The 20,034-nt window shown below is 50.8% G+C and carries 14 protein-coding genes; 8 read left to right on the forward strand and 6 right to left on the reverse strand.

Annotated elements, in window-relative coordinates; translation table 11 throughout:
• Window positions 1–16 precede the first annotated feature (16 nt).
• From ABD880_RS10880 to ABD880_RS10890, 3 genes are all read left to right on the forward strand, one after another.
• Entirely contained in the window at window positions 17–961 is a 945-nt protein-coding gene (locus tag ABD880_RS10880; protein WP_345165736.1) for a PorP/SprF family type IX secretion system membrane protein, read from the forward strand.
• Between the two features lie 26 nt (window positions 962–987).
• Complete coding sequence (locus ABD880_RS10885) at window positions 988–3,015, forward strand: OmpA family protein (protein ID WP_345165739.1); 2,028 nt, start codon at window positions 988–990, stop codon at window positions 3,013–3,015.
• Between the two features lie 422 nt (window positions 3,016–3,437).
• Window positions 3,438–4,124 (forward strand): response regulator transcription factor, encoded by a 687-nt coding sequence (locus ABD880_RS10890; protein WP_345165742.1) that lies wholly within the window; start codon window positions 3,438–3,440, stop codon window positions 4,122–4,124.
• 50 nt (window positions 4,125–4,174) lie between these two features.
• On the opposite strand, the gene ABD880_RS10895 is transcribed toward ABD880_RS10890, so the two are convergent.
• The gene (locus ABD880_RS10895; protein ID WP_345165745.1) at window positions 4,175–5,233 is read right to left on the reverse strand and encodes an aldose epimerase family protein; all 1,059 of its coding nucleotides are present in this window, start codon (window positions 5,231–5,233) and stop codon (window positions 4,175–4,177) included.
• 125 nt (window positions 5,234–5,358) lie between these two features.
• On the reverse strand, window positions 5,359–7,968 hold the full coding sequence (locus tag ABD880_RS10900) for a cellulase family glycosylhydrolase (protein WP_345165748.1): 2,610 nt from the start codon (window positions 7,966–7,968) through the stop codon (window positions 5,359–5,361).
• A 369-nt stretch (window positions 7,969–8,337) separates the two neighbouring features.
• Here ABD880_RS10900 and ABD880_RS10905 point away from each other — a divergent pair, with 369 nt between their 5' ends.
• The 4 genes from ABD880_RS10905 (at window position 8,338) to ABD880_RS10920 (ending at window position 13,643) form a co-directional block, all read left to right on the forward strand.
• Window positions 8,338–9,378 carry a LacI family DNA-binding transcriptional regulator gene (locus ABD880_RS10905; RefSeq protein ID WP_345165751.1) on the forward strand — a complete coding sequence of 347 codons (1,041 nt, stop codon included), beginning with the start codon at window positions 8,338–8,340 and terminating at the stop codon, window positions 9,376–9,378.
• A 54-nt stretch (window positions 9,379–9,432) separates the two neighbouring features.
• Window positions 9,433–11,070, forward strand: coding sequence for a sodium/sugar symporter (locus ABD880_RS10910; protein ID WP_345165754.1), 1,638 nt, complete (start codon window positions 9,433–9,435; stop codon window positions 11,068–11,070).
• A gap of 322 nt (window positions 11,071–11,392) precedes the next feature.
• Window positions 11,393–12,553 (forward strand): galactokinase, encoded by a 1,161-nt coding sequence (locus tag ABD880_RS10915; RefSeq protein WP_345165757.1) that lies wholly within the window; start codon window positions 11,393–11,395, stop codon window positions 12,551–12,553.
• A 64-nt stretch (window positions 12,554–12,617) separates the two neighbouring features.
• The gene (locus ABD880_RS10920; protein ID WP_345165759.1) at window positions 12,618–13,643 is read left to right on the forward strand and encodes a UDP-glucose--hexose-1-phosphate uridylyltransferase; all 1,026 of its coding nucleotides are present in this window, start codon (window positions 12,618–12,620) and stop codon (window positions 13,641–13,643) included.
• 222 nt (window positions 13,644–13,865) lie between these two features.
• Here the strand turns inward: ABD880_RS10920 and ABD880_RS10925 are convergent, their stop codons facing one another.
• Window positions 13,866–14,066, reverse strand: a complete 201-nt coding sequence (locus ABD880_RS10925; RefSeq protein WP_345165761.1) for a hypothetical protein — start codon at window positions 14,064–14,066, stop codon at window positions 13,866–13,868.
• 194 nt (window positions 14,067–14,260) lie between these two features.
• Complete coding sequence (locus ABD880_RS10930) at window positions 14,261–15,790, reverse strand: SulP family inorganic anion transporter (protein WP_345165764.1); 1,530 nt, start codon at window positions 15,788–15,790, stop codon at window positions 14,261–14,263.
• Window positions 15,791–16,178: 388 nt separating this feature from the next.
• Between ABD880_RS10930 and ABD880_RS10935 the strand changes: the two genes are divergently transcribed.
• Window positions 16,179–17,549 (forward strand): MBL fold metallo-hydrolase RNA specificity domain-containing protein, encoded by a 1,371-nt coding sequence (locus ABD880_RS10935; protein WP_345165767.1) that lies wholly within the window; start codon window positions 16,179–16,181, stop codon window positions 17,547–17,549.
• Between the two features lie 89 nt (window positions 17,550–17,638).
• Here the strand turns inward: ABD880_RS10935 and ABD880_RS10940 are convergent, their stop codons facing one another.
• Together ABD880_RS10940 and ABD880_RS10945 are read right to left on the reverse strand one after the other, a co-directional pair.
• The gene (locus ABD880_RS10940; protein WP_345165771.1) at window positions 17,639–19,324 is read right to left on the reverse strand and encodes a DUF4832 domain-containing protein; all 1,686 of its coding nucleotides are present in this window, start codon (window positions 19,322–19,324) and stop codon (window positions 17,639–17,641) included.
• A gap of 175 nt (window positions 19,325–19,499) precedes the next feature.
• Window positions 19,500–19,910 carry a hypothetical protein gene (locus ABD880_RS10945; RefSeq protein ID WP_345165773.1) on the reverse strand — a complete coding sequence of 137 codons (411 nt, stop codon included), beginning with the start codon at window positions 19,908–19,910 and terminating at the stop codon, window positions 19,500–19,502.
• Between the last annotated feature and the right edge of the window lie 124 nt (window positions 19,911–20,034).

Raw genomic sequence — 20,034 nt, forward strand, 5'->3', positions numbered from 1 at the left:
AGGAAAATCAGTAGATATGAAAAAGATACTTTTACCCTTGCTATTCTTCTGGGCCTATACAGCTAGCGCCCAGCAGAGTGCATACCATACCCAGTACATATTTAATGGACTGGCCATTAACCCGGCATACGCGGGCAGCAAAGGCATCATCAACGTCAACGGCTTGTTCAGAAGCCAGTGGACTGGCGTTGAGGGTTCTCCTAAAACTCAAACGTTGGCCGTTGACGGCGCTTACAATGAGACAGTGGGGTTAGGCCTGCAATTGATGAATGATGAGATTGGAGCACAAGGCCAGAAAAGCATTATGGCCAGCGCCTCTGTAGGGATCAAGGTAGGCGAGCGTTCTCGCCTAGCCTTTGGCCTTGCGGCGGGCATAGCCCAACATTATGTTGACGGCACCAAACTTAGAATGATGGATAATGACTTAGACGTGGCGGTTCCTAACACCAAGGAGACTAAGATGCTGCCAGACGCTAAAGCAGGCTTGTTCTATAATACAGAGAGGTTCTATGCAGGGGTTTCTGCCTCAAACCTAATCCCTACTTCTAAGGACTTTGCCTTCTCTCCCAACCGTCATTATTTTGTGACTTCTGGGTATGTGTTTGACATTAGCCGCATGATTAAATTCAAGCCTAGCTTCCTGGTAAAAGAAGATTTCAAGAGCCCTACCAACATTGACTTGAATGCATTCTTCCTATTTGGAGACCGTCTTTGGCTAGGAGGCACGTACCGCCGTTCAATGCAACTTCTTTCTTCTAAAAACGGAGAAGAAGCTCCTACTTCTACAGAGAACGCCTGGGCGTACATGGCAGAAATCTATGTGACGCCAAAGATAAAAGTAGGCTACGCCAATGACATGTCTATGAACAGCTTCAAAGGCCACGCTACGCATGAATTCTCTGTAGGACTTCTCTTCTACAAAAAAGATGATACTCCTTCTTTAACTATTCGTCATTTTTAGTCGGGGGGAAACCTTCGTAATTATCCATGAAGTATCGCATTTTATTAATTCTCCTTGCGCTGCCCGCCCTGATGATGTTTTCTCAGGGGGCCATGGCTCAGAAAAAAGAGCTGAAAAGAGCTGACACGCATTACTCCAACCTGGAGTTTGCCTTAGCTATTCAATCCTACAAAGACGCTCTTAAATTACAAGAGCCCTCTATGCCCATTGTGACGAAGGTGGCAGACTCTTACCGTCGTCTCAACAACGCCAAAGAGGCAGAGTTCTGGTACTCGCAGATGCTAGCGTTCCCAGACTACGACCCGCAGAACCTGCTGCATTACGGCGACGCAGCCCGCATGAACGGCAATTACGCCAAGGCCAAGCAGTTGTACATGGACTACGCTGAATTGATGCCAGACTCTACGGCCAAGGCCATGAAGCTGATTGCCATCACAGAGAACGCCCAGAACTGGGTAGCCAGACCTAAGTCCTTCGCTCTTTCTAACTTGTCTGGTTTGAACTCCAGCAGTACAGACTTTAGCCCAGCCAACTACAAAGGTGGTATTGTGTTCACCTCTGACCGCATGGACGGAAGAAGAAACAGCATCACGTCTGGCTGGACGGGTAAACCAAACTCAGCCCTGTATTACAGCAAAAGAGACACGGCTGGTTTCCTGGAAGCAGAGTTACTACCGTCTCCCCTGTTCAATGAGTACCAGAACGGGTCTGCCGTTTTCTCAGCAGACAACCAGACTATTTACTTCACGCGCATTAACCAGTTAAAACGTAAGAGTAAGACGGTAAACCCAGATCCATTCAGCTGGGTGAGCTTTGCTGCCCCGGCAGACTACGTGAACCGTCTAGAGCTGTACATCTCTAAGAAAGAAGGCGAAGAGTGGAGCAAGCCAGAGCCATTCCCGTTCAACAACCCAGGTGAATATTCTGTAGGCCACCCTGCCTTATCAGTGACAGGTGATACCTTGTATTTTGCCTCAGACATGCCAGGCACGCTTGGCCAGACAGATATCTTCTACACCGTTAAACAGCTGAACAGTATCATCACCAGAAACAAGGACGGCGAAGAAGTGGTAGAAGTTCACACGTTCTGGACCAAACCTGTGAACGTGGGTAATGCCATCAACACGCCGGGCCGCGAACTGTTTCCAGTGGTAGACCAGCTAACCGGTAAACTACACTTCTCCTCTGACGGACACCAAGGCATGGGCGGACTAGACATCTTTTCTGCAGAAGGTGCCGGTGACGCTTGGACCAACATCCAGAACCTACGCTACCCATTGAACTCGGCGGCAGATGATTTTGGAATCTTGTTTGAGAAGAAGGATGCCGGTTTCGTTTCTTCTAACCGCGAGAGTATGGACGGAACGGATGACATTTACTCTTTCAGCTACTATCCTCAACCATGTAAGCTTTCTGGTAAGACTTTTGAAAAAGTACAGGAAACTCCTGGCGTCTTCAAAGAACTACCGGTGGGCAACGTTAAAGTGTCTCTCTATAAAGTAGGAGACACCACCGCAGCAGTGACCTACTCAGATGCAGATGGTAACTTCTCTTTTGAGATCTTTGACGGGGTACAATACAACATCAAAGCCACCAAGGTGAACTACCTTACCCGCTCGGCCATCATCACGCCAGAGTGTGAGTCTGTGGTAGACATGGTGCGTTTGGGCTTAGTTCTAAACCGCAATACCATCAACAAGCCTATCTTGGTGGAGAACATCTACTATGACCTGGACAAGCATGAGATTAGACCAGACGCTGCTCTGGAGCTAGACAAGTTGGTGCAGACCTTAATTGACAACCCTAACATCAAGATTGAGTTGAGTTCTCATACAGACAGCCGCCAGACAGATGCTTATAATAATCTGTTGTCACAGAGACGTGCCCAAGCCGCTGTAGATTACATTGTTTCTAAAGGCATCGCGGCAGACCGTCTGGTAGCCAAAGGATACGGTGAGACCCGTCTGCTTAACAAGTGTAAAGACGGTGTTACCTGCTCAGAAGAAGAACACCAATTGAACCGTAGAACAGAGTTCAAGATTCTTAAAAAGTAACAACTCTTCTTAAGATGAGTTAAAAAGCCCGCCTCTATCAGAGAGGCGGGCTTTTTTTATACTTGATAGGTTTCTGTTCAGCACACCTTCAAGCAATACCAAACCTGCCCTACTTAGGAAAATCCTTTGAAAGTCTCACTGCAGCCACGCCTTAAATTTAACCTATGGGTTAGCTATAATTTGGATAAATTTGAATGCCACTTGAATGGTAAAAGTATAGCTCTGTGCCAGTAGCTTGAAACTCCTTAACGCACTACTAGATGACTGCCAGCGGTAAAACGAGATGGGCCATTGCTCTCATAAGACACTTAACAATCTAAATATTCTACTGCCATCTTTAATTTATTTAGACGTGGCGCTTACTTTTTGGAATCTGCTCCTATTAAGTTTCAAGATTCCTTTATTTAACCCCCTCCAACAAAATGGATGTGCACCCAGAGTTAGACCGCAAGATAACGGAGAAGGTTGCTGAGATTGCGGCAGTGGCAGATTACTTACCCGGCGTGGTAGTGGTTCATAATATACAGAAAGGCCTTGGTGTAGAGTACATGTGCCCGCGGGGCCTTGCGCTGCTGGGCACTACCCTGGAAGAGATTAGAGCCATGGGGCCCCAGTACCTGGAGCGGTTCTTTAACCAGGAAGAAGTAGATGATTACGTCCCTAAACTGATTGGCGGCCTCTTGGAGCGAAATGACGACAATGAAATTGTATCCTTCTTTCAACAGGTCAAGTTAAAAAACGTCAAAGATTGGGTTTGGCACCTAAGTACGCTCAAAATCCTGATGCGTGATGACAATGGCGCTCCCCTTCTTACCATCACCATTGCCCTTAAGGTAGAACCAGACACCCACATTACGCCCAAAGTGAACAGGATGCTGGATGAGAGCCGTTTCCTGCGGGAGAACGTGCAGGCATTTGCGCAACTAGGCAAGCGTGAACAGGAGATTTTGAGGATGGTGGTGCTGGGCAAAAGCTCTACAGAAATTGCCGAAGAGCTTTTCATCTCAGAGAAAACCGTTAACACCCACCGCAGAAACCTCAAGGTAAAACTGCGCGTGCACTCGCATTATGAGCTGTCGCAGTTTGCCCGCGCTTTTGACTTAATCTAAACCACCTCAGTCGTTTTTGGCCTCTTTTTGTGAAAACAGGACAAAAACGACTAGCGCTCTTGACTGCAGACATAGAACCTATACACCGTTTTCTGGTGATATTTCTCGCCGGGCTCCAGGATGGTGTTAGGGAAGGCAGGCTGGTTGGGCGAGTCTGGGAAATGCTGGGTCTCCAGGCAGAAGCCATAGTGCTTTTTATAGGTCCTACCACCATGCCCCTGCAGACTGCCATCCAGAAAATTACCCGAGTAGAATTGAATGCCGGGCTCTGTGGTGCAGACTTCTAAACAGCGGCCAGAAAGGGGATCTTCTACGGTGGCCGCGCGCTTTAAATGCTTGCCTGTTTCTTTTAAAACATAGGTGTGGTCATAGCCGCCGGGCACTTGCTCTATTCTGGCCCCAATAGCCACGGGAGTCTGAAAATCCATGGGTGTACCCTCTACCTTGGGCAGGTCTCCAGTTGGGATAAGCGCTTCAGAAACCACCACATACCGGTCTGCGGCAATGCAAAGGAGATGGTCCAAAGCGTCTTGCGCTTCTCCCCCAGACAAGTTAAAATACGTGTGATTGGTGAGATTAATGGGCGTGGCCTGATCTGTGGTTGCCTGATATTCTATCACCAACTCATTGTCTGGGGTTAAGACATACAACACCGTCACCTGTACCGTTCCGGGGTATCCTTCTTCTCCGTCTGGGCTAGTGTATGTTAGCCGAAGCGCGTTTTTCACTGGCAGCTCCTCTACCTCCCAAAATACCTTGTCAAAGCCTTTCACGCCGCCATGCAGATGATTGGGACCGTTGTTGGTTGCCAGGGTATATTCCTTGCCGTTGAGAGAAAACCGACCCTTGGCTATGCGATTGCCGTAACGCCCAATGATAGCCCCAAAATACGGCTGGTTGGCAAGATACGCCGGACTGGTATAGGCGTCCATGTCGTCAAACCCCAGCACTACTTCGCCCAAGGTACCCAGTTGGTCTGGCGCCAAGATAGACGTGATGGCACCGCCATAATTACTGATGGTCACGCGCATGCCTTTTGAGTTCTGCAGGGTGTACAGCTGCGCTTTGGCAGTAGAGGTAGTCTGAGTGGGGTTGGTGATATGTTCCATAGTCATTGAGTAAAGGGAATGCCATTGGCCTGAAAAGCCTACCTCTATCTTTACGAACCAGGCTCCGTTTTTGGTCTGTTTTCTAGAAAACAGACCAAAAACGGAGCCTGGCAAAAAACATCCTGCTACTTGGCTAGCCAGATGGACTCAATCTCAAAACCACGTGGACCTTTGGCGGTCTGCTCCGTGGGCACTACATACAGCTGCAGTTTTTCCACATCCTTTAAGTTAAATGCCTGGGAGGACTTGCCTGTAAACCAGAACGGATGAAACCCGGGGTACGGCCTTGGCAACAACATAAAGGCATCTGGCTGCAGGGTTTGCAAAGGTATTTCAATGTCCTGGAAGGCAGTCCCGGCAGACACCTGTGCAGAGAAACCCGTGGCCTGATGAGAAATAAGGTTCACCTTTATGGGTATAGCTGTGCCGGTGGTGGACTTCAGCCGTATCACCAGCTTCTTGAAAGAGGCCAGTTCAGAAACTCTTCCTTGCAGTTTATCGCCAATGTAGTGCTGCAGGCCCATGGTTTGCTCTTCAAGGGGAAGCTCTTTGGCGGTCAGGCGCAAAATTAACTGGCCAGGCTGCTGGCTAGACAGAAGCTGGCGTTCATCGCTTTTCCAGAGATTGGGGAATACAAACAGTTGTCGGTCATGGGTGGCATTGAACAGCTCCAAATGACCGTTGGGCGCGGCCACGAAGGATTGATAGGTCTCAGAGAGGTTGGCGTCCCAGGCCCAGGGATTGCCCGCATGATTTCCCGGAAAGGTGGCCTCTTTCTCCCCGTCCTGCACCAGAATACGGTACGAAATTTGGCCGGGCGTCAAGACATCCACCGGCAATACTGCCGTAAAACGCCCGGCGCCCACGGCCTGCATGGAGATGGTTTTGTACACGGCCGCCTGGTTGTTTACCTGCAAGCTCACCTTCGCCTCTGCAGAAACACCCACCACCTGCGCTGAAATGGTGTACGGCTGACCGCTGCTAATTTCCTTTAAAGGATCATGGGTCACATAAATACCCGTGGCATACGGCTGCGGCGCTACAAATTCATTTACCCGCAGGTTGCCATAAGTTTTATTCCCCGTCCAGTTGGTTTTCTTCTTTTTGCTCAAGATATACGCGCCGGGGCTTACCGCAAAACTTCCGTCTTTGGCTTTGGCGGAGTACGTGTTTCCCTCATTCACGGCCCGTATTTCAAAGCTCCCTCCTAGCTCTGCCAGCAAGACCTGCATGTTCTGGACTTGCCACTGAATACGGCTCACTTCTCTGTTAGGCGAGGCCTTGCCCAGAGGATCTCTAATGAAGTAGGCGTCTGGCATTACCTCCAGCCGCCAGACGCCTTTCTCCAGCTTGTCTAGGAAATATGCCCCGGTGCCCGAGTACTTTACCACGGGTGAACTTCCCACTCCTGCCACATGCGCCAGCTTGCTTTTATCAAGGGGTTTGGTCTGCGTAGTGTTGGAGTAATAGAATTCCTGCACGGTGTTCATCTCGCTCAAGTCCTGCCGGTAACTCACCCTGAATGCCCCAAACACACTGTCACTGGGGTATGCGCCGTAGTTTTTGCGCAGCGGCAACTGATGAAAGGCCTTGCCCGCAATCAAGAGGCTGATGGCTTTGGCCGGGGTGAAGGCCAGGTTCAAATAGTGCGTCTGGTACTCGGTGTTACCGTAAGCGGTGGCCATGGGGTCATAGGCAAACTGCGTAGCCCACTGAAAACCAGCGGCTCTAAAACTCTTAGCCATAGCGGGGTACATGTAAGACCCTGCAATGTCTGCGGCGTCAAATTCATATACCATCAGGGCTTTGTTCTGGAAGGCGGCCAGGGTGTCAAACGGAATTTGGTAGCGGTCTACGTGCGTGAGGTAGTTGCCCTGCAAGCTGTGGTTGGCCATGAGGTTGGTAGGGTACCATTGAAAACTGTAACCGTCTACCCCTGCCCCCTTCACAATGGCGTCTGCGTACTTAGGCGACTCACTTATGTTGTAGAAGACGGGTTTCTTCCAGCCGGTAGCGCGCACGGCGGCCACCATGCGGGTCACGTACTCGGTGGTGCGTTCTTTGGGTCCCGAGTGCTGGGGCTCGTTGTTGATTTCTGCGGCTATGATGTTGGCATCCTGCTCATAGGTCTGCTTGGTGTACGGGTTCACGTGGGCCAGAAACTGCTTAAGGTAATTTTCCTGCGCCAAGAAGGCTGCTTCCTCTACCAAAGCTTTCTGCTTGCCATATTTGTAAGAGAAGCCGGGCGTCTTCTCATCTTTTTCGGGCCAGCCGTTTCCCCAGAAGGCAATGGGCGTCACCAGCACTTTGATGTTGCGCTCTTTGAGTTTGTACACCAGATAGTCAAACAGGCGCAAATGTTCATTCTCCAGCAGGTTTCCTAGGGAGTCTGATATCTCGGTGTCCCAGACGTGCACCCTAAAGGCATTGAACCCCAGACGCGCCAAGTGGTACACGTCCTGGTCAATGGCCTTCTCTGGGTCTGTTCCGCGGGCTTTCACAGACCTATAGCCATAGGCAAAGGGCACCGTGTAATTCACCCCGAAGAAGCTTGCCTCCAAATTGCTCTTTTTCCAGCGCAGGATGCCCTGCGGGTCTACATACACCAACTCTGCCTCTTTGCCCGCCGTGGTCTGGGCATTTACAGCCAGGTGACTAAAAAGAGTAAGCAAAAGGGCGGCAACCAGGACCAGGCGCTTGCTTGAATTGAACAGATGTATAGAAAAAAAGAGCATGCGGTACGTCATTGAATAAGTGAAGAAGCCAATCCTGCACCTTTACAGGACGGCGTGTAACATATCTCTATCTCATTTTTAGCCTGGTTTCTGGAAATCAGGCTAAAAACGATAGAAGACTGAAAATTTACGCAATCGATTACGTTGCATATCTAAGAAGATGTTACTGCATTTCCAAATTTAGGTTAGCTCCCTAGCCGGGCAAGTCCCTTTCATAATTAATAGTATAAGAGGCAGAAACCGCTATTCTGATTGATATATTAATCAGTTCTGCAGCATTCTATAAATTTTTAAGGAGACAATTATTGGGGCTACCCTTTTGCTTGTGTCATAAACTTTCTGATATATTTACGTAATCGATTACGTACTATGGCCAGAACCACCATCCATGACATTGCCAAAGCCCTGAACACCACAGCGGCTACCGTGTCCAGGGCCTTAAACGATCACCCTTCCATTAGTGAGGCCACCAAGGTGATGGTGCGGTCTACGGCCCAGAAGCTCAACTACCAGCAGAACCGCATGGCTAGTTCATTGCGCTCTGGTAAGTCCAGAGTCATTGGCGTGATGATTCCCAGCGCTGAGATTAGCTTCTTTGGGTCGGTGATTCATGGCGTGGAGGAGATTGCCCAGGCCAGAGGTTACAACGTACTGCTGTTCCAATCCAATGAAAGCTACCAGCAAGAGGTACAAGGCATACAGACGTTGTTGCAGTCAAACGTGGACGGCATCATTGCCTCCATTGCCAAGGAAAGCACGCGCTATGACCACTACCTGGAAGTAAAAAAACGTCACACGCCCTTGGTTTTGTTTGACCGCGCCATTGAGGACCTGGGCGTTTCTACGGTGGTCATTGATGACTACAAAGGCGCCTACATGGCCACGGAGCATTTGATTGAGCAAGGCTACACCCGCATTGCGCACATTGCCGGACCATCGCACATCAAGATTTTTCATGAGCGCCTGCGCGGCTACGTGGACGCCTTGACTCATAACAACTTGCCGGTAGAAGAGGATTTGATTGTCTACGGGAAGGTGTCCATTGAATCGGGCCGGGAAAGGATGAGCCAGTTACTGCAGTTGAAACAAGTGCCCGATGCCGTATTTGCGGTAGAGGACTTTACGGCGCTGGGCGCATTACAGGCCATCAAAGAAAGTGTCTGGAGCCAACCGGGGCAGATTGGCTTGGTGGGCTTCGCCAATGAGGCGTTCAGCGCCTACATCACCCCTAGCCTGACGACCGTGGACCAGCAAACCACTGCCATGGGCCGCGAAGCCGCTCAACTAGTACTCAATGCCATTACAGGAGACGCCACAACAGAGACGCTGCCTCAGAAAATAGTACTGGACCCCAAGCTGATCATGCGCGACTCATCCAGACGCACCTCCTTAAAACCTGATACCTTTTAGAACTTCATTTAACCCAACCTACTACACCCACCTAACCAACTAACTAGCAATTTCATGGGCTTACACACCATTGACTATTTAATCTTCCTGCTGTACTTCGTGATCGTGTCGGGGTACGGGTACTGGATTTACAAACGCAAGCAAAGCAAGACGCTGGACTCCAAGGAGTTCTTCTTAGCCGAAGGGTCTTTGACCTGGTGGGCCATTGGCGCGTCTTTGATTGCCTCTAACATTTCTGCCGAGCAGTTTATCGGCATGTCGGGCTCTGGGTTTGCCATGGGTCTGGCCATTTCTACCTATGAGTGGATGGCGGCTGCTACCTTGATTGTGGTGGCCATCTTCTTCATTCCCATCTACCTCAAGAACAAGATTTACACCATGCCGCAGTTCTTGTCGCAGCGGTACAACAACGGCGTGGCCACCATCATGGCGGTGTTCTGGCTATTGGTATATGTGTTTGTGAACCTGTCCTCTATCCTGTATCTGGGCGCATTGGCTATTCAGACTATTACCGGTTTGGACTTCCACTACTGCATGTACGGCATGGCCATCTTTGCTATTTTCATCACACTGGGCGGCATGAAGGTGATTGGCTATACAGACGTGATTCAGGTGTTCGTGTTGGTATTGGGAGGATTAGCGACTACGTATCTGGCCTTGGATTTAGTGTCTGATCAGTTAGGCGGAGGCGGCATCTTTGACGGGCTTTCCATCTTGCACAAAGAGGCGGCAGACCACTTCTCCATGATTCTTTCTGAAGGCGAATTAATGATCCCGAACGGCGAAGGCGGTACCCGCGATGCCTACATGGACTTGCCGGGCTTATCAGTAGTGATTGGCTCCATGTGGATTATCAACCTCAGCTACTGGGGCTGTAACCAGTACATTACCCAGCGTGCTCTAGGCGCTGACTTGAACACTGCCCGCAGTGGTTTGCTGTTTGCCGCGTTCTTGAAATTGTTGATGCCGGTGATTGTGGTATTGCCGGGTATTGCCGCCTACGTGTTGTTTAAGAACGGCGCGTTCCAGCAGGAAATGACCAATGAACTGGGGCACATTAAACCAGACCACGCCTACCCAGTGTTGCTGGAGTTGTTGCCTATTGGCTTAAGAGGACTTTCCTTCGCTGCCTTGACGGCCGCCATTGTAGCCTCATTGGCGGGCAAGGCCAACAGTATTTCTACCATCTTCACACTAGACATTTACCAAAAGTTCTTCAACAAAGACGCCTCTGAGAAACGCCTGGTGGGCATTGGCCGACTAGCCGTTTTGGCCTCGTTTATTATTGCCGTTTTGGTGGCGCCGTTGTTGCGTAATTTGGACCAGGCGTTCCAGTACATTCAGGAGTACACGGGCTTTATCTCGCCGGGCGTGTTTGCCATTTTTGCCTTAGGTTTCTTCTGGAAACGCACTACCTCGGCAGCGGCCTTGACGGCGGCCTTGCTGACCATTCCGCTGTCTACGTTCCTGAAGTTCCAGTTCTCTGAGATTCCGTTCATTGACCGCATGGGGATTGTCTTTGTGGTACTGGCCGTGATCATGATCATCATCAGCTTGTTGGACCCTAAAAGCAAAAACAATCCCAAAGGCCTGGAAATTGACGCCAGCATGTTCAAGACGTCTACCTCGTTTAATATTGGCGCCGTGATCATCTGCGGAATTCTGGCCGCCTTGTATACTATGTTCTGGTAAGAGACCGCTCCCTTTGTCTTCCTGAAAGGACCTTGTAAGCGAACTAGAGAAGCGTCTACTAAGAAGGGATTTTTAAATTATTATTAGAATGGACAGGCGCCCTTTTCATAGTTATGGCCTTTCTAGCTTGCCCACAAGGTCCTTTCAGGATGACAAAAATGGAGGTTGGAGAGTGGTGCGGTTTGACCAACTTCTACTTTACACTTTAGTTTCTTCCATAGAGTCCTCCACCAATTACCTTATCAAAATCTGGGCAGATGCGTTAGTATAGAACGGCGCGTTTGCCCAGATTCTATTTACACCCAGCAAAACAATCTATCCTATGGTGCAAGACATTGTCTCCAAATACAAAGAACTCTACCGCCTGGACCCTGTAGTGGTGCGCTCACCGGGCCGCGTCAACCTGATTGGCGAACATACTGACTACAACAACGGCTTTGTGCTGCCAGCGGCCATCAACAAAGAAATCTACTTCGCGCTGGCTCCAAACGGCACCAACATGTTCAATGCCTATTCTTTTGATTTGGAGGAAAGCGCTTCTTTTGACCTGGACAAGATTGAAAAAAGTGACATCCGGTGGGCAAACTATTTACTAGGCGTGATAGCCCAGTTGCAACGGGCGGGCCATACCATCAAAGGCTTTAATCTGGTGTTTGGAGGTGATATTCCCATTGGCGCGGGCTTGTCTTCTTCGGCGGCGGTGGAGTGTGGGTTGGCCTATGGATTGAACTACCTGTATGCGCTCAACATTGACAAGCTTGACCTGGTGAAGATGGCCCAGAAAGCCGAGCATGAATTTGCCGGTGTGATGTGCGGCATCATGGACCAGTTTGCCAGCATGTTTGGCAAGTATGACCGCGTGGTCAAGCTAGACTGCCGTTCTCTGGAATACCACTACTATGACTTGGACATGCACGATTACCGCATCGTCTTGCTAGACACCCAAGTCAAACATTCCTTAGCCTCCAGTGAGTACAACACCCGCCGCCAAGAGTGCGAAACCGGCGTAGCCATTCTGCACCAACATCATCCAGAAGTAAACAGCTTACGCGATGCCACATTAGAGATGCTGGCTCAGCACCAGGCAGAGTTTGATCCGGTGGTGTACAAGCGTTGCAAGTATGTGGTGGAGGAAAACCTGCGCGTGGAAGGCGCTTGTCAGGATTTGGAGCGCAAGGACATGGCGGCCTTTGGAGAGAAGATGTTTGCCTCGCACCAAGGTCTGCAACATGACTACGAGGTAAGCTGTCCTGAGCTGGATTTTCTAGCCGACCTGGCCCGTAAGAACGAGGCCGTGCTGGGCGCGCGCATGATGGGCGGAGGCTTCGGCGGCTGTACCATTAACTTGGTTAAGCTGGACCAGGTTGGTGCTTACATTCAGCAGATGGAAGATGCCTATGAACAAAAGTTCGGGATTAAAATGAAAGCCTACATAGCCGAAATTGTAAACGGCAGTAGCCTCGTTTCTAGCCCAGTTTCCTGAAATCAGGCCAAAAACGCCCAACCCATTCACTCATTCTAGCCATCAATCCATCACTCATTGCCTCATGGAGTCTTTTGATTTAAACGACCACTCGCATAGAAGATACAACGCCCTCACCGGCGACTGGGTCCTGGTGTCTCCGCACCGTTCCAAGCGGCCGTGGCAGGGCCAGCAGGAAACCGTGGCCAAAGAGGAACGACCACAATATGACCCCACTTGCTACCTGTGCCCCGGCAACCTACGCGCCAACGGCGAAACCAATCCAGACTACCCGTCCACGTTTGTGTTCACCAATGACTTTGCCGCCCTGCAGTCAGAGACGCCCGCCGGGTCCTTTACCAAAGGCAACCTTATCAAAGCCGAAAGCGAGCGTGGCATCTGCCGGGTCATCTGCTTTTCGCCGCGCCATGACCTGACCTTGTCAGAGATTTCTGTGCCGGAGATCAGGAAAGTGGTGGATTTATGGGAGCAGGAATACCTGGAACTGGGCGCGCTGGACTACATCAACTACGTGCAGATTTTTGAGAACAAGGGCACAGTGATGGGCAGCAGCAACCCGCACCCGCACGGCCAGATTTGGGCGCAGAGCTCGGTACCGGTAGAGCCCGCCAAAGAGACGGTGCAACAGACCCAGTACTATCAGCAAAACGGCCGAAGCCTTCTGGCAGACTACCTGGCGTTGGAACTGGAGGAGAAGACCCGCATTGTGCTAGAGAACGAGCACTTTGTGGCACTTATTCCGTTTTGGGCGGTTTGGCCGTTTGAGACCATGATCATCTCCCGGCGCCATTTCCAGCATCTGGGCCAGATGAATGATACCGAGAAAGACGCTTTTGCCGCCATCATGAAACAACTGTCTGAGGTTTATGACCGCCTGTTCCAGACCTCCTTCCCCTACTCGGCTGGCCTGCACCAAAGCCCCACAGACGGACAGGAGCACCCGGAATGGCATTTCCACATGCACTTCTACCCACCGCTTCTGCGCTCCGCCACCGTCAAGAAATTCATGGTGGGCTACGAGCTCATGGGCAATCCCCAGCGGGACATCACCCCAGAAAGCGCCGCTGAACGGTTAAGAGGATTGGTCTAGCGTTTTTGGCCTGTTTTCCGGAAAACTGGCCAAAAACGAAGTAAAAGTAAAGGGCTCATAGGATTTGAAAACTTGTGAGGTCTTTTCTATTAGCACTAAAGCTTTCTTTAGTTGAGATTCTCCCCTTGAGGATTGCCCAAACGAGAGTTTGTGGCACCGAGCGTAGCTCTGTAGAGGGGTGTTTACTCCTGCAGATTATGATTCGGTTATTTCCCAGTTTCTTTAACTAATAATCTTTTCAATAGAGGTTCTGTCCACTCTTAGCCAACTAAGAATTTGCTTTGCTCTTTCTTTGTCTTGTTTTCTGCATCTGTCAAACTCTTTCATCAGGCCACTTACATAAAGCCGTTCATTGACAGTCATTCCTGCTAGATCTTCGATTTTTGAAATCTTCAACAGGAGATTATTGTCTTCCTCCGTCATATTAATTAAATATGTGTTGGTCACTATTTATTAGAGTAACAGCAAGTTATCTCCTTTGTAAACACCCCTCTACAGAGCTACGCTCGGTGCCTCAAACTCTCGTTTGGGCAATCCTCGAGGGGAGAATCTTCTCTTTCGTAAATCTTCGTTTTTGGCCTTATTTCCAGAAAACAAGCCAAAAACGCTCCTCTCTACTACACCCTTTCATCCGTCACCACCGCGTACTGCGGGTCTTCCAGAATATTCACTTCAATCACAGCTTCAGCATTTTTCAGCAGGACCAGGCAGTCTGGGCTTAGGTGACGGAGCTGTAGTTTCTTGCCGGCTTTCTGGTAGCGCTCAGTGAGTTTATGAAGGGCGTCAATACCCGACATGTCGGCTACGCGGCTATCCTTGAAATCAATGATGACTTCCTGCGGATCATCGGCTACATCAAACTTCTCATTAAACGCGGCCACAGACCCAAAGAACAGCGGACCGTACAGTTCATAGTGCTTGGTGCCGTTGGCGTCTAGGTACTTTCTGGCCCGTATGCGCTTGGCGCTTTCCCAGGCGAAGACCAGTGCGGAAATAATCACCCCAATCAAAACGGCCAGTGCCAGGTTGTGCAGCCAGACGGTGATGGCCGCCACCAAGATGCCCACGAAGACGTCGTGCCTGGGCATTTTGTTGATGATCCTGAAGCTAATCCACTCAAACGTGCCAATAGACACCATCACCATCACGCCCACCAGCGCGGCCATGGGTACTCGCTCAATGAAAGGCGCGCCCACCAGAATAATGACCAGAATGGTGAGGGCCGCCACAATACCCGCCAAACGTGCTCTTGCTCCGGCAGAAAGGTTTACCAAGGTTTGGGCAATCATGGCGCAGCCGCCCATGCCGTAGAAGAAGCCGTTCAGCACATTGGCCGTGCCCAAGGCCAGGCTTTCGCGGTTACCGTTGCCACGGGTGCCGGTGATTTCGTCTACCAGGTTGAGCGTCAAGAGGCTCTCGGTGAGGCCCACACCCGCCATGATCAAGGCATAGGGAAAGATAATCTGCAAGGTCTCTAGCGTAAACGGTATCTGCGGAACATGAAACGGCGGCAGGCTCCCAGAGACAGAGGCAATGTCGCGCACCAACTTGGTGTCAATATCCAAACCCATCACCACGGCAAATACTACCAGAATGGCCACCAGTGAGGGCGGCACGGCTTTGGTGATCTTGGGCAGTACCAGAATAATGGCAATGGTCAAGGCCACCAGTCCCGCCATGATGTAGAGAGCCTCATCAGACAGCCAGCCAGTGCCGGTCTTAAACTGCTCTATCTGGGATAGAAAGATGATGATGGCCAGGCCGTTCACAAACCCGAACATGACCGGTTGCGGCACCAGCCTGATGAACTTGCCCAGTTTGAACACGCCCACCAGCATCTGCAACACACCCGCTAAGGCTACCGCGGCAAATACATACTCCAGCCCGTGGCTCTGCCCCAAGGCAATGAGCACCACCACCGTAGCACCCGCACCGCCAGAGACCATGCCCGGCCTTCCGCCCAAAACGGCGGTCACCAAGCCCATGATAAAAGCCGCGTACAAGCCCACCAAGGGCGGGAAGCCAGCTAGAATGGCGAAGGACAAAGACTCGGGGATCATGGTCATGGCCACCGTGAGGCCGGCCAGAATCTCTATTTTATAATCTACTTTCTGACTGAAATCAAATAAACGTATTAGGGGCTTCATTCTTTTCAATTGATGAGGTACTCTGAAAAGTGCAGGGCTATAGCTTCGTCAAAGACGCTACATGCGTCCAGACGCTACTAGTCAACCAGCACCATTGTAAAATTGGCTAAAGAAAGTCTGCCTGAGTGGACCTACTTATTGAAAGGAAACTCACGGTGGCGTGAGCGCCAGAAAGAGAAAAGATGAATTTGCCATACAAAGCAAAAATACGGCTTTCCCATGAAAACCGCAGGCAGTGTCTTAAGATTCTAAATACCACAACAGCAGCTATATCGTTTTTGGGCTGTTTTCTGGGAAATACACCAAAAACGCATCTTCTTTCTTACACGCTCACAACCAGCCAACGCCCGGCGCGTACACCTCTGCCTACCCTTTTAGACTACCATCCATGACCATATCTTTTTACGGCGCGGCCCAGACCGTGACGGGCAGCAAACACCTCATCACCCTAGAGAACGGCAAGCGCATTCTGCTGGACTGCGGCCTCTCGCAAGGGCAAGGCAACAAGTCTGACGACCTCAACCGCACCTTTGAGTTTGACCCCGAAAACATCACCTACCTCATTCTGTCGCACGCGCACATTGACCACTCGGGCCTCATTCCCAAGCTGGTGCAGGACGGCTACAACGGCCCCATCTTCTGCACGCCGCCCACGCTAGAGCTCTGTGAACTTCTCCTAAGGGACAGTGCCCGCATTCAAGGCAGTAGCGGCGAGAATGAAGGAGAGAAACCTTTATACACAGAAGAAGATGTAGACAAAGCCCTTAGCCTGTTCCAAACCGTTTCTTACAATGAACCTTACCAGATAGACGAAGACGTAGAACTACTCTTCACGGACACCGGCCACGTACTGGGCAGCGCCGCCATCAACCTCAAACTTCAGGACCAGGGCCGCACCCGCACGCTCACCTTTTCTGGAGACATTGGCCGCTTTGCCAACCGCATCCTCAACAAACCACAGGAGTTTCCGCAGGCCGAAATCATCATCTGCGAGTCTACCTACGGCAACCGCGTGCATGACAGCCTGGACAATACCGAAGACCGCCTGGAGAAGATTGTGCGCGAGGTGTGCGTGGAGCGCCAGGGAAAACTGCTGATTCCGGCGTTCAGCATTGGCCGCACGCAGGAGTTGATCTACTCTTTGAATTACCTAGCCGAGGAAGGAAGACTGCCAGACGTGAAAGTGTTTGTGGACAGCCCGCTCTCTGTCTATGCCACTGACATCATGCGCGACCATACCAACTGTTTCAATGACACCATGCTGGCCTACATCAAAGAAGACCCAGACCCGTTCGGGTTTCCGCAGTTGAATTACATCACAGAGGTGGAGGACTCCAAAGAACTGATTAAGATGGATGAGCCGTGCGTGATCATCTCGTCTTCGGGCATGATGAACGCGGGCCGCATCCAGCACCACCTCAAGAACAACTTGTCAGACCCTAACAGCGCGGTGCTGGTGACGGGCTATTGTGAGCCCTCTACGCTAGGCGGCAAACTCACCAACGGCGCAGAAAGGGTCTTCATCCATGGCGAAGAGGTGGAGGTGAAAGCCCAGATGATTGAGATGAAAGAGTACAGCGCCCACGGCGACTATGGTGACATTGCCAAGTTTCTGCACTGCCAGGACAAAGACCAGATTCAGAAAATCTTCCTGGTGCACGGCGAGGTACTGGTCATGAAACAGCTCAAAGCCGACCTGGAGGAAATTGGCCACCAGCACATTGAGATTCCAGAATTCAGGCTGTCTTATGTAGTGTAAGGCGTGTCATACATGTAAAGCCCTTCGTTTTTGGCCTATTTTCTGGAAAACAGGCCAAAAACGAAGGGCTTTCTTGTTCAGGTCAAGCGCTATTGCACCTGCACTTCAGAGAAGACATTGACCAGGTATTTCCCTGTAGGATCTGTCCACCACTCCACTCCCTTGTTGGCTAACCTGATGGCATACGCTGGGTTGTACTTCAAAGATTCTGCCCCATCCGGTAGCCACAATCCTATTTTATAGGCGCCTGGAGCAATGTCTTTCGGTAAGGTAATTTCTGTAGAGACCGTGTGCCCGGCTTTGCGTTTGCTGGTCACTGGATGCCAGTCCCGTAGTTCGGCTCTGGTTTTAAACCCTTGCACCTTGCCAGCAGCGTCTATCAACACCACATACACACCCCGCGGGTTAATAGGTGTGGCAAACCCGAAATTCTTGATGGTGAAGCTCACTTGATGGGCAGTGCTTGTACGCCACATGGCGGGCAAAGAAGCTTTTTCTAACTGCATGCGATAGCCCAGGTGATCTCTGATGTATTCATACAAAGACCTAGGCACTTCTTTGCCAGATGCGTCCAGAAAATAACCCTCTGTGACAGGTGCTTTGGTCATGCGCAGGTCTGCCGCAGTGATGGTCTTGTTTTTCCAGGCGTTGATGTTGGTGTTGTAATTGTGCACGATGCTAAAGCTGGTATAGCCGTGTTCGCGTAAGCGGGTGGCAAACTGGTAGCTTTCTGGGAGCACCTGCACTAGGTTCCATTCATCGCCGGTGCCGTCATAAGGCATCTCACCGTCTACGCCTACCAGATAGCCCTCTTGCTGCACTTGCTTAAAGTCTTTCCGCTCAAAGTACCTGTTAGATTTTCTGGTGAAGCCGCGCCTGGCTTTGCTGTAGTCAGAGGATTTGTGCTTGCCGTTGTCCAGCACGAAGTAGTCATTGTGGTAGCCTAAGCGCTGATTGTCTAACAAGGCACCCACCCTTTTCAAGGAGGGTTCCCGCACCATGACCTTCCGCTGCGGCGGCACCGCGTCTAGCACCGCCTGCAGAATCATCTTCACTGAGTCTACCGAGCACGGATGACCATAAAAGTCATTGTGCCATTCTCCCCAGCCGCCCACAAAACCCGCCTGCACCGCCTGAATGACTGCGTATTTCGCCTTCAGGATTGGGGCCAGTTGCGCGAGGTGCTGTTCTATATGCCGCACTTGCACCTTAGGAGCCATGGCGCTGATGGAGTTTCTAGGCGAACAGTCACTAGTGGGAGTTGCTTGTTTCTGGTAAGCATACCGGATGATGGCTTTATAGTTGGCGGCTTCTACCTCATCTAAAATATGCGCCAAATTTTGCAATTGACCGTCTGGAATGGGTTTATCCAACAAGGCAGAGTCTAAGTAGAAGAAAAGCTGCGCCAGCTGAAGCTGGTCCTTTTTGTAACCGTAGGTCTGCGCGTGTTGCCGCAACGTCTCCCTAAAGTTCTGCTTATAAGATATCTTACCATCATCATTGAAGGCTGGGCTTAGGTCTTGCAGGTCCATGGCAAACTCCAGCCTGAGTCCCCTTTCTGGATTGGGAATGACTTCACGGCCCAGGCTATCTTCTGGACCTATCCCCTGAAACGCCAGAAGCCTGCCGCCTTCGTCCTGACTTACGGTAGTGTGATTTGACAGGAAGCTTTTGGCAGGATCGCGCAATTGCCAATACCAGAAAAAGCAAAGGATGGCCAGCAACAGAGGGATACCTACTACCCATTTTTGCGCAAACCAATGTTTCTTCTGCATGCCCTGTTGTCTCAAACTCATAGAACTGCCTTACTACAGAAGATGCCTATAGGTTAGAAATACTTCATAAATCAATGCAGGTATGTAAAAAAATAAAGAGGCGTTTTTGGCCTGGTTTCATGAAACCAGGCCAAAAACGCCTCTTGCATGGAAAGCACAAAAGCTGGCTTAAAGATTATTTTGGCAACGGAGCGCCTACGGCCACGGCACAGCTGTGACCGGGCTGGCCGTGCGGCGGGTTCATGCCCGGCGCCGTAGCCACTGGCTGAGGAGACACTTGTACGGGTTGCGGTGACACAGGCACCGGGGTAGGCGTTGAGGTCACGGCCGGCGTGGCAGGCAAAGCCGCTTTAGGGGCCGAGTTCAAAGGCGCACCCACTTCAATGTCGCATCTATGGCCCATCTGTCCGTGCGGTGGGTTGAGGCCGGCCTGTGCGTTGCTAGAGTCTCCAGCGGCCGGCGCTGAGGAGAAATTGATGGGCTGCGGGGTAAACCCGTCCTTGCCGCTTCCATTTTTCTTGTCTGCTGAACACGCCATGCCCATCACGGCAAGGGTCACTACTAATAACTGCGTTATTTTTTTCATGCTAAGGTAAATTTCTTTTGGACGCTCCGTGAACGGTTGGCGCAGGTTTGGACCCAGAACAGAGAAACAGTCAAGAAAGTTTGGTCTCTTCTACAATGGGTTACCGTCACAAAGATAGGCGCTA

The organism is Nibribacter koreensis (assembly GCF_039541795.1).
In the GTDB taxonomy this organism is placed as follows: Bacteria; Bacteroidota; Bacteroidia; order Cytophagales; family Hymenobacteraceae; genus Nibribacter; species Nibribacter koreensis.